Source organism: Methylomonas sp. LWB, from assembly GCF_001856095.1.
Classification (GTDB): Bacteria; Pseudomonadota; Gammaproteobacteria; order Methylococcales; family Methylomonadaceae; genus Methylomonas; species Methylomonas koyamae_A.
On the sequence record NZ_MKMC01000020.1, the window covers coordinates 1 to 12,925 of the forward strand.

General features: G+C 52.7%; 16 protein-coding genes. 15 read left to right on the forward strand and 1 reads right to left on the reverse strand.

From position 1 onward, the window contains the following. Positions 1–798 precede the first annotated feature (798 nt). Complete coding sequence (locus BJL95_RS10090; RefSeq protein WP_071157639.1) at positions 799–1,467, reverse strand: hypothetical protein; 669 nt, start codon at positions 1,465–1,467, stop codon at positions 799–801. A 280-nt stretch (positions 1,468–1,747) separates the two neighbouring features. On the opposite strand from BJL95_RS10090, the gene BJL95_RS10095 reads away from it, so the two are divergent. The 15 genes from BJL95_RS10095 to virB10 all read left to right on the forward strand — a co-directional run bounded on the left by BJL95_RS10095 (position 1,748) and on the right by virB10 (position 12,892). After that, the gene (locus BJL95_RS10095; protein ID WP_254786765.1) at positions 1,748–2,635 is read left to right on the forward strand and encodes a DNA-binding protein; all 888 of its coding nucleotides are present in this window, start codon (positions 1,748–1,750) and stop codon (positions 2,633–2,635) included. A gap of 262 nt (positions 2,636–2,897) precedes the next feature. Further along, positions 2,898–3,152 carry a hypothetical protein gene (locus tag BJL95_RS24560; protein ID WP_139306204.1) on the forward strand — a complete coding sequence of 85 codons (255 nt, stop codon included), beginning with the start codon at positions 2,898–2,900 and terminating at the stop codon, positions 3,150–3,152. A gap of 101 nt (positions 3,153–3,253) precedes the next feature. Then, complete coding sequence (locus BJL95_RS10100; protein ID WP_139306205.1) at positions 3,254–3,691, forward strand: hypothetical protein; 438 nt, start codon at positions 3,254–3,256, stop codon at positions 3,689–3,691. Continuing rightward, complete coding sequence (locus BJL95_RS26040; protein WP_139306206.1) at positions 3,688–3,858, forward strand: zinc ribbon domain-containing protein; 171 nt, start codon at positions 3,688–3,690, stop codon at positions 3,856–3,858. The genes BJL95_RS10100 and BJL95_RS26040 overlap by 4 nt, the downstream gene beginning before the upstream one ends. Before the next feature lie 273 nt (positions 3,859–4,131). Beyond that, positions 4,132–4,422, forward strand: coding sequence for a TrbC/VirB2 family protein (locus tag BJL95_RS10105; protein WP_071157643.1), 291 nt, complete (start codon positions 4,132–4,134; stop codon positions 4,420–4,422). A 2-nt stretch (positions 4,423–4,424) separates the two neighbouring features. Continuing rightward, entirely contained in the window at positions 4,425–4,787 is a 363-nt protein-coding gene (locus BJL95_RS10110) for a type IV secretion system protein VirB3 (protein WP_071157645.1), read from the forward strand. An 18-nt stretch (positions 4,788–4,805) separates the two neighbouring features. After that, positions 4,806–7,271 carry a VirB4 family type IV secretion/conjugal transfer ATPase gene (locus BJL95_RS10115; protein WP_071157647.1) on the forward strand — a complete coding sequence of 822 codons (2,466 nt, stop codon included), beginning with the start codon at positions 4,806–4,808 and terminating at the stop codon, positions 7,269–7,271. Between the two features lie 17 nt (positions 7,272–7,288). After that, entirely contained in the window at positions 7,289–8,059 is a 771-nt protein-coding gene (locus tag BJL95_RS10120; RefSeq protein WP_083385885.1) for a type IV secretion system protein, read from the forward strand. Between the two features lie 13 nt (positions 8,060–8,072). Next, the gene (locus tag BJL95_RS10125) at positions 8,073–8,369 is read left to right on the forward strand and encodes a hypothetical protein (protein WP_071157651.1); all 297 of its coding nucleotides are present in this window, start codon (positions 8,073–8,075) and stop codon (positions 8,367–8,369) included. Between the two features lie 20 nt (positions 8,370–8,389). Further along, positions 8,390–9,412 carry a type IV secretion system protein gene (locus BJL95_RS10130; RefSeq protein WP_071157653.1) on the forward strand — a complete coding sequence of 341 codons (1,023 nt, stop codon included), beginning with the start codon at positions 8,390–8,392 and terminating at the stop codon, positions 9,410–9,412. Positions 9,413–9,453: 41 nt separating this feature from the next. Further along, positions 9,454–9,621: a hypothetical protein gene (locus BJL95_RS25145; protein WP_175463694.1), complete on the forward strand. Its 168-nt coding sequence runs from the start codon at positions 9,454–9,456 to the stop codon at positions 9,619–9,621. A gap of 57 nt (positions 9,622–9,678) precedes the next feature. Further along, on the forward strand, positions 9,679–9,924 hold the full coding sequence (locus BJL95_RS24570; RefSeq protein ID WP_139306207.1) for a hypothetical protein: 246 nt from the start codon (positions 9,679–9,681) through the stop codon (positions 9,922–9,924). 199 nt (positions 9,925–10,123) lie between these two features. After that, positions 10,124–10,843 (forward strand): virB8 family protein, encoded by a 720-nt coding sequence (locus BJL95_RS10135; protein ID WP_071157655.1) that lies wholly within the window; start codon positions 10,124–10,126, stop codon positions 10,841–10,843. After that, positions 10,840–11,670, forward strand: a complete 831-nt coding sequence (locus tag BJL95_RS10140) for a TrbG/VirB9 family P-type conjugative transfer protein (protein ID WP_083385887.1) — start codon at positions 10,840–10,842, stop codon at positions 11,668–11,670. The genes BJL95_RS10135 and BJL95_RS10140 overlap by 4 nt, the downstream gene beginning before the upstream one ends. After that, positions 11,663–12,892, forward strand: coding sequence for a type IV secretion system protein VirB10 (gene virB10, locus BJL95_RS10145; RefSeq protein ID WP_071157659.1), 1,230 nt, complete (start codon positions 11,663–11,665; stop codon positions 12,890–12,892). The genes BJL95_RS10140 and virB10 overlap by 8 nt, the downstream gene beginning before the upstream one ends. Positions 12,893–12,925 lie beyond the last annotated feature (33 nt).

Below are 12,925 nucleotides of genomic sequence, written 5' to 3' on the forward strand. Positions count from 1 at the left end.
TCAATCAGTTATGGCATGCCCCTTGCAATCGGGATTAAGGGTTCAGGGGAGCGGAGAAGTCCAAATAGCGCGGCGATAGCCGCACCGCTTGTTAGTCGGGGCAATACCCGGCCTGGGTTGCATCGGTCTTAATGGGACGAGGGTGTGCGGTGCGTACAGTCGGCCGGAGGGTTCGGCGCGGTCAAGGGCGGACATAAAAAAATCGACGCAAAGCCTTAATCAAAAAAGGCGTCTATTTTTTTATGTTCGGGCGAAGCCTTCACCCTTGATCGATGAAGCCGGACGCTCTGGCAACCTGTTCGCACATTACGCACATCCTCGTCCCATTAAGACTAGCTACGTCGATGGCCACGGCTAAACTCAAACATCAAAATGCAGTCGGCGATAGCCGCGCCTTAATCTCTATCCGCAACATTTTCGCGGGCGCGAAAATCACCTCATCGATCATACAAGTTGATTTATGCACACTCGCCCGCGTGGGGGTCTTCCAATCTACCCCCGAAAAAGCGGGGCGTTGTGTATAAATCCACCGCCGACCTTTAGGGTGATGTTGTTCGAGCAGGGCGATAGCCTTGCGTGCCGTTAGGGATAAGCCACAGCGGCTAAGGGAGGTGTGGCGGTGCGTAGCTTGCGGAGCGCCGACGCACGTCCCTTATTGAGCGTCGGCAAGGCGGCCTGGAAGGTGCCGGCGATAGCCGGCAGTCGGTACGACCGAAGCGAAAGCGGAGTCTGTAAGGGCGTCCGGTTTTTCGCGGGCGCGAAAAATGCCCCTGAAATAAAAACAGCATATGATCCCAATCAGACCCTAATGTGGCCAAACATTCCGGTGTAGATCAGCGCGTTCCAAATTTTCTTTATCGTTTGACCTGTTTCTTGGTTCACAAACAAAGATGATCGACTGCCATAAGGAGCACCTAAGAAATATGGGCGCATTGATTCCCACGTTTCAGCTACCTCTGACCATCTCCAGCATGGGATCTCTTTCTCTAAAATGAGAGGCATAGCGAGTGACAATGGAATCATTCTATCCATTGGAAGAGCCTTGTCCCAGTCACATTTAACCAAAATAGGGTTGGCATTGGGTTGATATAGCTGTACATCTAGTCGTTCCGCAGTAATGGTAGCAACAGGATGCGCCGGAAGCGCTGCAACCGAATCGATCACCTCTTGCCCATCACGGTACGGGCACGTGATAAACGCGTTGGCAAGATATATTGTGTGATCGAGACCGTTGTATCCACATTCACGACCAGGATGAGTTACCGGATCGCGGCTGTCATGATTCGTGACCAACGGATGCCATGATGGATAACTGTCAATCACTGGCCCATACGTATCAACAATATCATCGAATGCTTCTTTGCTGCGCGTCCTCTGAGATTTGTCCGCATCCCTAAGTCGAGAAATAAGATAATTTACCGCACGTTCATATCCAATACGTGCAGCTTCGTCTGCTCTGAAAGCCATCTAGCACCTCGTAACACTAACTTAAAATGCACATTATACGCATATAACGCATAACTTTATAGTTTTATGCATAGACTAGTATATTAGCGCATGTTTTGCAGAACCAAGTTCCGGCCCAAACCAGACCACCAGCTACAGCGAAACCTGTCGCCGCTTTAAAAATCCTTGCGCTTTACTGTATCATAACGTAACATATCATAACGATTTTGTAGTGATATGTTACGTTATGCACCACCAGGAGAAACAGACTATGGCACGAATAGGTATTTCATACGAACAAGTGGCGCAAGTCGCCGACGCGATCCTTGGCACCGGCCAACAACCCACTATCCGCACCATACGGGATCGGCTAACCACTGGCAGCCCCAACACCATCCAGCGGCACCTGGCGACCTGGCGAGACGCACGGCCCCAAGCGGCTGCCACCGCCCCTGAATTACCCAGCACCTTAACCGCGGCCATTGCGGCGGAAATCGAAAAAGCGGCCGCCATGGCACGGTCGGAAATCGAGGGCAGGCTTGTACAAGCCCAAGGCGACGCCGCCGAACTTGCCGCCACTGGTGAACAGCTTGAAGACGAACGCGACGAACTGCTCAACCAGCTAACCATCGTCACCACCGAACGAGACCAAGCCACCGCGACGGCCGCCGAACGTGCGACCGAAATTGAACGGATGACGGCCGAACTGGCCCGAGAGCGTCATGCAGCGGAACAAGCCCGGATCGAAGTCGCGCAAGGTCGGAATAAACAAGAAGCGAGCGACGAAAAGCTCAAAGAACAGAAAACGGAAATCGACCGGCTCCGGCAACAGATTGAACAACTGCAAACGGGCAAACAAGCAGCCGAGCAAGCGGCGGCTGTGGCAAACGCCAAACTGGAAGCCATGACGGATCGGACAACCCGCGCGGAAGCGCGGATTGATCAATTAGAGAAACAACAGGATGCCAACACCAAGGAACTCAACAGCGCCCGCAACCAAATCACCAGCCAGCAAATAGCGCTTGATGCGGCGAGCCGCGAAGTGGATACGCTAAAGACCCAACTCAAAGAAGTGAAAGCCGACGCCAAAAGGGCCGAGGGCGAAGCCTCCGAGCTGCGCGGCCAGGTCACAGCACTAACCACGCAACTCAAAAATAAACCGAAGCCAGGCAAAAGCGACCCCAGTTAACCCGCCCAGCGAATCACTCAACCCACGCCCCGCGTGCCATCGTTCGATGGCACCGCTTTTTCGCGCCCGCGAAAAATGCCTCAATTTTAAATACGCGCTAAAATTCACTCGGTCGAAACACAATCGACATTCATTCACAAAAGAGAAGGGTGGGGTAAAAGAACCAAATTTGAGTAAACTAAATAGCCCTTAAATAAGAACAATAAGTAGGGTAAAACTAAAACGATGATAACGACGGCACCGACCGGATATTAACGCGCGTATGAGAACAGAAGAGCAAGAAGAAGAGAGGATTAAAAAGAACGAGTTTCGGGCGGTTTTAGACCAATACGGATTAACACAAGCCCAAGCGGCGGATTTGATCGCCAACGAAACAGGTCAAAAAGTTGGGGTTAGGAAGGTACGGTCATGGCTGGCGGACCCCGATACACCGTCATCACGAAACCTCCCAAATTGGGCGCTAACCGCATTGAAACGCGCAACGCAAAATCTCCCTCCAGCAGCCCCACAAGATTAATAAAAATAGTCTTGACATAGGCTCACTGAGCCTATAACATCGAAACCACCTCAACAATTCCCCGGCGATAGCCGGGCGAACATTCAACCCTGGACGATGTTATGCATAATCATTCACGCGCCGCGACAATACTACTCACCATCGCCCTAGCTGCGCCGACATTCGCACAGACACCGGCGGCACAGGTGAATGTTGCGGAGCAACAATCCCGAGACGCCGAAAAAATCAAGATTCTGCAAGCCGAGCTAACCGAGCAAAAACAACTCTTGGCGGACTCTCAAAAAAACCGCGCGGTGCAAATGGCGGCCAACGACACCGACGCCTTGGCCAAAACCGAAAACCGGCTCGAAGAGCTAAACGCGAACATCAAACAACTGCAACAGGAAATTGCGCTTGCCGACGGCAGCGCCAATAAAACTGTAGTGGTCACGCCCGTGCCCCCGCCTATCGCCAACGCGGCGGCGACCACCCCGCAAAAAACCGCGACAACCGGCCCTTGGTGGGATTTGTATAACAAACCGCCACAGGCCGCGCAATGACGACGTTAACGGCCGCCGTACAGCGGCCGAGAATCTATCAGCAACCAAAAACACAGGCCATTTTTAACTGCGTTGCCTGCGGCCACCATGAAAACGCCGACCTCAATGCAACTAAAAATATCCTGTCACGGGGTATTTTGAAGTACGGCGATATAGGCCGGAATTAACGGACGGGGAGATGACGGCAATGTTTTTTAACCAAAAAACAACCAGCATCGATGAAGCGTCAAGGCGGTCACTATGGACGATATAAAGCCGCTATTCCCTAAACGGGGACGCCACCTGCGGTGTTACTCAAAAGCACTGGGCGATATGGACTTGAAACTCAAAAACATGACCAAATGCAACGAGACAAGTAACAATTTTCGCGCCCGCGAAAATTCACAACATTAAACAAACTGTTTTACCCATCTTTTTTTACAACTTAGGAGAAATTCAGAATGAGAAACAGCCGTAAACTGATTCAACAACTATTGATTGCCATTTGTTTCTTAGGCGCTCAGCGCATCACCTACGCCGCAGGCCCGTTTACAACCGGATCGGGCGCACTCTCGACCGACATCCTGGCAATTCTAACGCCGGTTGCAGTGATCGCCGTTATGGCGCTCGGCGCATTGGCGTGGTTCGGGCGGGTATCCTGGACGCACGCCGTCAGCGGCATGGTCGGTATTGTCCTCGTATTTGGATCACAACAAATTGTGACCTGGGTGCGTGGCCTATTCGGTGTGTAGCCATGAGCCGAAATGATGGTCTGCAAGCAGACCCGTTATTTGTCGCTGCAACGCGCCCGCCGATGCGTTTTGGGGTAACAACATCAGGCATGGTGTTAGGCGCAATGCTGGTAATCGAAATGTTTCTAATGACGCGCAACCTGCTGTGGTTGCTGTCCTACATTCCGATTCACGGGTTACTGGCCTTGATTCTCATGCCGGAACCACGTTATTTCGATTTGGCGACGCTATGGGCCAGAACCAAAGGGCAGAACTGGATCAAGGGCAATTACAAACAATGGAAAGGGAGTAGCTACACCGCGCACCGTTACAACCTGCCAAACGAGAAAGGGCGGCGACAAACGCCGCCCAGTTGCGCGGCTTAACAAACAAAGGAACCGAATATGTCAGCGATAGCTCAACTGAAAAACCACAAGGCGCTGTTGCGAGAAGAGGCGGCCGCGATCCACATTCCCTATACCATCCACGCCAACGAACACATTGTGAAAACCAAAAATGGCTACGTGATGGTATTCAAGCTGTCCGGCATCGGCTACGAAAATGCCGACGACGAACAGCTCAACATCTGGCACGAACGTTTAAACGTGTTTTACCGCAATATTGCCCGGCCGAATATCTCGATCTGGCAAACAGTGATTCGCCACCGGGAAGACACCTACCCGCACGGCGAGTTCGAGCCGGGCTTTGCCCACGACCTGAACGAGAAATACCGTCGCCGCATTGGCCAAGAAACGTTGATGGTCAACGACCTATACGTGGCGGTTGTGTATCGGCCTCAACCCGGCACGGTCGGCAAAACGGCCATGAGTTTTCTAAACCGCGTCAACAAAGAGGCGGCCAAACAAGAGCAAGCGGAAGCGCTGGACGAAATGGCGAAACTGCAACAGCACGTCATGGCCGCCCTCGGCCGCTACGATCCCGAACCGCTCAGCATCTACAAACGGGGCGATCATTATTACTCGACCATCCTTGAATATTTCGGCCTACTCATCAACGGCGAATGGCAACGCATCGCGCTACCGCGATCCCCTTTAAATGAGGTGCTGGCCACCTCGCGTTTATCGTTCGGCACCGAAGCCATGGAATACCGCACCGCAACGAATACCCGCATCGGCGCCATCCTTGGCATCAAAGAGTACCCGACGCCAACCGTCGTCGGCATGTTTAATCCGTTGTTGAAAGCGCCATTTAGCTTTGTCTTGACGCAGAGTTTCACCTTCATGGAGAAAGCGAGCGCGCAAACGCTCTTGGTCAATCAACGGGCCAGAATGGAAAACATCGGTGATTTAGCCAGGTCGCAGACCGAAGACCTCGATATTGCTATCGATCAAATATCCGGGAACGAAATCGCCATGGGCGATCATCATTTCTCGTTGCTGGTTCACGCCGAACCGTTTGAAGGCGTGAAAGAAGCGGAAAACACGCCGCGCTTGCGCGAACTCAATAACAACATCGCATGGGCGCGAACTGTACTAGGCGATACCGGCATGACCGTTGCACGTGAAGACCTCGCCATGGAAGCGGGGTTTTGGGCGCAACTGCCTGGCAATTTCGCCTATCGGCCGCGTCTATCGCCGATCACCACCCGGAACTTCTCGGCGACGGCCCCGTACCATAATTTCCCGGTCGGCCGGGCAACGGGTAACCATTGGGGCGACGCCATGGCCGTACTGATCACCAACGCCAGAAGCAACTATTATTTTTCGTTGCACGCCAGCGATCCCAAAGACCCGACCGGTGGCTCCAAAAAAGACGTGGCCCACACCTACCTATGCGGCCCGACGGGTTCCGGTAAAACCGTCGTGTTCGGCTTCATGGTATCGATGCTGCGCAAACAAAACGTCACGCAGGTGATTTTTGATAACGACTACGGCCTGGAAATCTTGATCAGGGCATTAGGCGGCCGTTACCTGCCGATCCGCAACAAACACAATACCGGGTTTAACCCGCTCCAGCTCGACCCGACCCCCAACAATGTCGAATTCATGCGGCAATTTGTGCAACGCCTGGCGTATCGTCCCGACAAACCGTTAACCGAACGCGAGTTGAAGAATCTCAACACCGCACTGGACGGCACGTTATTACTTGACCGCCAATACCGCCGCTTATCGCGCCTGGTGGAATTCCTGGACGTGCGCGATCCGGAAGGCCTTTACGCGCGACTGAGCAAGTGGGCGGAAAGCACCGCCGGAGAATATGCCTGGGTGTTCGACAATGAGACCGACACGATCAGCGGCCTCATGAATGAGGCTGCAACCATCGGCTTCGATTCCACCGACTTTCTGAAAAACCCGGTGACCTGCGGGCCGATCACCATGTATCTGTTCCACCTCGTTCAAACACTGATGGACGGCCGGCGTTTACTGTGTTGGATGGACGAGTTTTCGCGCTCGATCACCGATCCGGCCTTTCAAGAGTTTGCGAAGGACGGACTGGAACGGGCACGTAAAAAGAACGCCGGTTTTATTTTCGTCACGCAAAGCCCTAGCTCCGTACTGGAAAGCCCAATTGCTCGAACTCTGGTCGAGCAAACCCCGACGCAAATCTTCATGCCCAACGAAAAGGCACGGGAAGAGGACTACATCGACGGCTTCGGACTGAGCGAGCGCGAGTTTCTGTTAATCAAACAGGAAATCGAGCCAGGCAGCCGGCAATTCCTGATTAAACAAGGGCACGCCAGCGTCGTATGTGAACTCAATTTAAAAGGGTTCAGTTACGAACTGGATGTCATTTCAGGCCGTTCACATAACGTCGAATACGTCCGAAAACTGATAGAGGACGTGGGCGACAACCCCGGCACCTGGTTACCGCTTTACAAGCAACACCTTGATGAACAACGCCGTTCCTAACCAATGGAGTACACCACATGAAGCTAATTCAGAAAAAGCCCCTAGCGATAGCCCTAATCATGATGTTATCGACTAGCGCTAATGCAGTTGACATTGTGAACGACCCGGCACACATGGCTGAAACCATCGCCGGTTGGGCCGCTAATCACCAAGACGAAATCCAGCAGTTTAATACCATGGTGGAGCAATTACAGCAATTGCAGCAAACCTATCAAATGGTCACATCCACATATAACGCGGTTACGGGTAGTCGGGGGCTGGGAGCCTTGCAAACCCTAACCAACGCCTCGCGTAACTACCTGCCGGAAAGCACGGGCGATCTACTTGACACCATTGACGGCGCGAGCCAGACCTATAACCAGATGAGCGGCATGGTTCAGAATTTCACCAATCAAAACGCGATTCTGAACGGCAATGCCCTCAATAGTCTCAACATGACCGGCCAACAGCTTAACCTATTCACTCAGCGCCGGAAAAACGCCGCCGCAATACAGGCCACCGCACAGCAAAGCATGGACGCCGCCGGCCAGCGGTACGCGTATATCCAGCAAATGATGAATAGCATCAACAACACCAACGATCCAAAGGCCATTGCCGAACTTCAAGCCCGGATCGCGGGCGAACAGGTGATGCTGCAAAACGATCAGAGCAAAATGGATCAAATGTACGCCTACCTGCAAAATCAGGAGCGCATCAATCAGCAACAAATGCGGGAGTTGGCAGTGCAGCAAGTAGGCCATACAAGCGCACTTGTACAACCGAATTACACCATCGGTGGCAATCCATAACCGGAGACAAAAAATGACTAAGAACATCGCAATTTTGACCACCATTGTATTAACGGCAGCCACGACCGCTGGGGGCACGTACTATCTGACCACTAATAGCAAGGCGAACAATACCCCGGAAAATGCGCCAGTGGCCGTAACACCACAAACAGAGGATGGGCAACAGGTGATCCGCGTAGCCGCGCAGGATGCGGATAAACCAATCACCATTGTGGTTAAAACGCAAGTGGAAGAGCCTAAACGCCCTCGGAAATCGACAGGACACATTCGTGATTTAACACAGCCGAATTACACAATCGGCGGCAACTAACATCGGATCGAGGCATCGCCATGGGATTTTTTTTAACAATTTGGAACAATTTGCAAGCGGGTGTCCTAAACACCGTGGCGACCGTGACTGCCAATCTCTCGGCAAGTATCGCTCCGGCGGCTGTCACGTTTGCGACCATGTATGTGATGTTATGGGGGTATTTACATTTACGTGGGGCAATCGAAGAGCCGATCATGGACGGGGCCAAGCGGATCATCCAGTTGGCAGTGATTTTCGCCGTGGCAATCGATTTATGGGAATACAACGCGGTTTTCATTGATTTTTTTGTGACAACCCCTGACGCATTATCCAATGCAATATTGGGTGGAAACGCTGCATTAAACACGGTTGATGGTATATGGGTTAAAGGGGCTTCGGTCGCCGAAGCCCTTATTGACCAGGGCGGTTTTATGAGTGGCGACGTGGGATATTATCTTGCTGGATTTTTGGTGTATTTATGCGCAGGCGCGATTTGCATCTGGATGGCCTATTTATATTGTTTATCGCTGGTTGCTGTGGGATTGTTGTTAGCCGTCGGACCATTATTCATCCTCGGGTTAATGTTTGAAACCACTAAACGATTTTTCGAGGCCTGGCTTGCGCAATTATCCAATTACGCACTCATAATCGTTATTGCCGCAGTAGCGGCTAAATTATTGTTGAATATGCTCGATGCATACGCGACTGATGCGGCCACAAAAGGGGCGGGTATTCAAATCGCCGAGGGTATTCAATTTTGCGTAGCGTGCGTGTTTATTCTCATCATCATGAAACAGGTGCCTAGTATCGCAGCGGCATTGGGAAGTGGCGTTGCGCTGAGCACATTCAATGCCCTAAGTCGGCTGATGTCTCGTACAGCGAGAAGTACAGGCGGCACCGCGTACCAATTCACGCGTGGCGTAGCCGATGGGCGGGCCGGGCATCAACCAAGCCGCTACCAATCGATAACCCGCAACCTGGGCACCCGCTTAGGCGCACGGCGAGCACAGCAACAGACGCAACAGCAAACAGGGGGAAAAATAGCTAGAAACGCCGTGTTTTAACGGTTTTTTTCGCGCCCGCGAAACTGGAATTCAATAAACCGATGAACGATTCAATACAAACAATCCTCGACGATCCGGCGGCATCGGATTGGCTAAAAACGGCATTGCGGGCCGCACTGGCCCGCGATCCCGTTGATGTGGTCAACGACGCCGAAGTGCTTTGTGAAACACTCAAACAACGACTGGACGACCTTTTTCAAACAATCTAAGGAGCATGCGGCGATGTGTCGCCGCATGCTATCTGTTAGCGATCGGGAACCGTTTAAATGGAGCAACTTCGCATACAAGAACACGAAGAAAACCAAAAAGAATTTCGCGAAATTTTATCTAAGTACGGCCTTACACAAGCTGAGGCCGCTGAACTAATCACGAACGAAACCGGGCAATCAGTGGGAACGCGCAAAGTGCGAAGTTGGTTGGCCGGGGCGTCTATTCCATCCAGCAGGAAATGCCCTAATTGGGCGCTAACCGCGCTCAAACGAACCACCAAAGAATTAACGGAAAAAAAATAACAATAGTATTGACATAGGCTCAATGAGCCTATACCATCAAACCACCCTAACTACCAAAAGCTCCTGCGACTATGAAACACAGAAAACGTAAATGGCTTGTTATAGCCATTTTATCAACCGTAATCCTGACAGGCTGCGCAACTACGCCACCAGTGCGTTGCGACGAGGATTTCACCCCCATTAACGCAACGGTGCAACCATGAAACGCGACCCGGAACTGGACAAATATCTGGCCGAGGCGAGTTCTTGGGAAGCCGACAAACTCAGGGATGCGCTCAAGCAAATCAAATTTCAAAAAGTGGTCATTATCGGCCTGGTCATCGTGACCGGAAGCCTGGCCTGGGCCATCAAAGGCCTGACGCCTTTGAAAACCACGCAACCTTATGTAGTCCGAGTGGATAACTCCACGGGAATTGTCGATGTTGTACCGATCTACAACGGCGAAGCCGAGCTTAACGAGCTTGTTACGCGCAACCTACTAACCCACTACCAAACCGCACGGGAACGTTATTTCTACGCGATTGCGGAAACCGACTACGAATACGTCGGCGCATTTAACAACACCAAACTCAACGACGAATGGGCACGGGATTGGTCGGAAAGCAACCCGGAATCGCCTCTTGTGAAATACAAAGACGGCACGACCGTAACAGTCCACGTCAAAGGCATTACTTTCCTGGAACCCGACAGCGGCGCACGCGATACCGCGCAAATCCGATTCACCACAGAAACACGCAAAGGCGGCAACGGCGCACCCGTCGTCACGCACTGGTTATCAACCGTCAAATACGCCTATGGCGAACCGTCCACCAACGATAAAGAACGCAGTCTGAATCAACTAGGCCTGCGGATCACCAGCTATCACAAAGAGCCGGAAGTCATCGCCGAGCAGCCGCGTGTAATGGGGGGGCAACCATGAAAACAATAGGACGTTTAAGCGCTATCGGCTTGATGGCATGGGCCACGACCGGCGTGGCGGAAATTAACCCCATGCCCGGCATTACAGACCCGCGTGTGCGTGAAGTGGTTTATGACCGCGACGATGTAATCCGGTTGATTGGCTATGTGGGCTATCAAACGCATTTGCGCCTGGCACCGGGCGAGAAGTTTGTCGGGGTAGGGGCCGGCGATACCGGCGGGCTAGAAATCACGGCCGACGGAAACGATACCTGGCTCAAACCCAAAGCGGAATTGGTGCGAACCAATTTCGACGTGAAAACGAGCCGGCGAGTGTATCACTTCGATTACGAAGTCCGGAAAAACCCGCCGCAAAACAAAAAAGCAATGATCTACTCGCTTACCTTCCGATACCCGGACGATGAGGAAGAAAAGCGGCTGGATGACATAGCCAAAGCGAAGCTGCGCGACAAGTTGCATGCGCCGGCCTACAAGTTGAACAAGGATTATTGGTATTGCGGCGCTCCGTCGATGAAACCGATTGAGGCCTACGACGATGGCATTCAAACGCACATCAAATTCGGCTCGCACTCCGAATACCCGGCCATCTTCGCGGAAAACGAGGATCAATCGGAATCGTTGATCAATTATCACGTAGAGCCAGACACCGACGAGGTAGTGGTACATCGCGTCGCACACCGCTTTATTTTGCGCCGTGGCGAATTAGTGGGCTGCATCGAAAACCGGCAGTTTACCGGCGGAGGATCGCGTTTGACGTCGGGCACAGTGAAGGACGACGTAGTTTTAAAGACACACCCAACCGAAAACGAGGCAGCCGGCAATGAGTGAAAATAATCATGAAATGGATATGAACTATGACGACCACGACCACGTACCGGGCGAACGTCAAATCCCGAGCGTGACGCGCGGCCAGTCGTTACAGTCGAAAATGAATAATGTGTTCGCGATTGGCCTAATCTTGCTATTGGGCGGCGGCTTTTTGACCTGGTATTACGCCAATATCAACGCGAAGAAAAACGCCGAAGAGGAAAAACGTAAACAGCAACAGGAACAACTAACGCAGTCAAGCGGCAGCCTTCCGAAACTCGGTGCGGTGCCGTTTCCACAAGCCAAAACGCCACCGCCACCGGAACCGATAGAGCAAGTGGACGCTGGCAACCTGTTTGGGCCGGCTCCCGGATCGACGGCCAACGTCAATAACGGGCCAAAAGAACCGACGCCGGAAGAGGTCGCACAAATGCGCCGGTTGACGACTCCTGTTTACGTGAAACCAAGTAACAGCGGAATAGGGACGGGGCAACCAAGCGCCGACCCTAACCAGCGCACCGCCAGTTTAACGGATGCCATCGCCGGGCAGAATACCGATTTGGCGAAAGCGCTACAGCCGACAACAACCGCCATGGCACGGGCCGAAATGTTGCCATCGTTAACGTTCGTTATCCCGAAAGGACGAAAAGGCGATTGTACGCTGGAAACCGCTATCGACTCGCAACTGCCCGGCATGGTGACCTGTGTATTGTCACAAGATATTTTCGGGGCCGACGGCAAGGTGCCGCTGTTAAAACGCGGCACCGCGATTACCGGCGAGACACGTACCAACGTGCAACAAGGGCAAAGCCGCGTGTTTGTGTTGTGGACGGATGCCAGAACCGAGGCCGGCGTGGTGGCACAACTGGCGTCACCGGCAACGGACTCGCTCGGACGTAGCGGGATCACGGGCGAGGTTGACAGCCATTTCTGGGATCGCTTCGGTGCGGCAATCCTAATATCAGTCATCAATGGCGTGATTCAGGCAGGCACGAACTACGCGAGCGGCGCTGGCAACAGCGGCGGCACGACGCTTAATTACAATACACAACAACCCAACCAAGTCATGACCGAAGTGTTGAGAAACACCGTCAGCATTCCGCCAACGATTCGCGTACCGCAAGGGGAGCGCGTGCAAATTCTGTTCGCGCGTGATGTGGATTTTCGTTCGGTGTATGCACTGGCCGACAAATACCAATACATCTACGACGAGGCGGCCGCCAAGTATCGCCAGTATCAGTAATCAATTTTCGCGCCCGCGAAAATCTAACACCGA

What these genes read in the sequence shown, in the direction of transcription:
- BJL95_RS10105 (WP_071157643.1), top strand. Translation starts at nt 4,132, where the DNA reads ATGAGAAACAGCCGTAAACTGATTCAACAACTATTGATTGCCATTTGT.
- BJL95_RS24560 (WP_139306204.1), top strand. Translation starts at nt 2,898, where the DNA reads ATGAGAACAGAAGAGCAAGAAGAAGAGAGGATTAAAAAGAACGAGTTT.
- BJL95_RS10120 (WP_083385885.1), top strand. Translation starts at nt 7,289, where the DNA reads ATGAAGCTAATTCAGAAAAAGCCCCTAGCGATAGCCCTAATCATGATG.
- BJL95_RS10135 (WP_071157655.1), top strand. Translation starts at nt 10,124, where the DNA reads ATGAAACGCGACCCGGAACTGGACAAATATCTGGCCGAGGCGAGTTCT.
- BJL95_RS10115 (WP_071157647.1), top strand. Translation starts at nt 4,806, where the DNA reads ATGTCAGCGATAGCTCAACTGAAAAACCACAAGGCGCTGTTGCGAGAA.
- BJL95_RS10140 (WP_083385887.1), top strand. Translation starts at nt 10,840, where the DNA reads ATGAAAACAATAGGACGTTTAAGCGCTATCGGCTTGATGGCATGGGCC.
- BJL95_RS26040 (WP_139306206.1), top strand. Translation starts at nt 3,688, where the DNA reads ATGACGACGTTAACGGCCGCCGTACAGCGGCCGAGAATCTATCAGCAA.
- BJL95_RS10110 (WP_071157645.1), top strand. Translation starts at nt 4,425, where the DNA reads ATGAGCCGAAATGATGGTCTGCAAGCAGACCCGTTATTTGTCGCTGCA.
- BJL95_RS25145 (WP_175463694.1), top strand. Translation starts at nt 9,454, where the DNA reads ATGAACGATTCAATACAAACAATCCTCGACGATCCGGCGGCATCGGAT.
- BJL95_RS10130 (WP_071157653.1), top strand. Translation starts at nt 8,390, where the DNA reads ATGGGATTTTTTTTAACAATTTGGAACAATTTGCAAGCGGGTGTCCTA.
- BJL95_RS10090 (WP_071157639.1), bottom strand. Translation starts at nt 1,467, where the DNA reads ATGGCTTTCAGAGCAGACGAAGCTGCACGTATTGGATATGAACGTGCG.
- BJL95_RS10100 (WP_139306205.1), top strand. Translation starts at nt 3,254, where the DNA reads ATGCATAATCATTCACGCGCCGCGACAATACTACTCACCATCGCCCTA.
- BJL95_RS24570 (WP_139306207.1), top strand. Translation starts at nt 9,679, where the DNA reads ATGGAGCAACTTCGCATACAAGAACACGAAGAAAACCAAAAAGAATTT.
- BJL95_RS10125 (WP_071157651.1), top strand. Translation starts at nt 8,073, where the DNA reads ATGACTAAGAACATCGCAATTTTGACCACCATTGTATTAACGGCAGCC.
- virB10 (WP_071157659.1), top strand. Translation starts at nt 11,663, where the DNA reads ATGAGTGAAAATAATCATGAAATGGATATGAACTATGACGACCACGAC.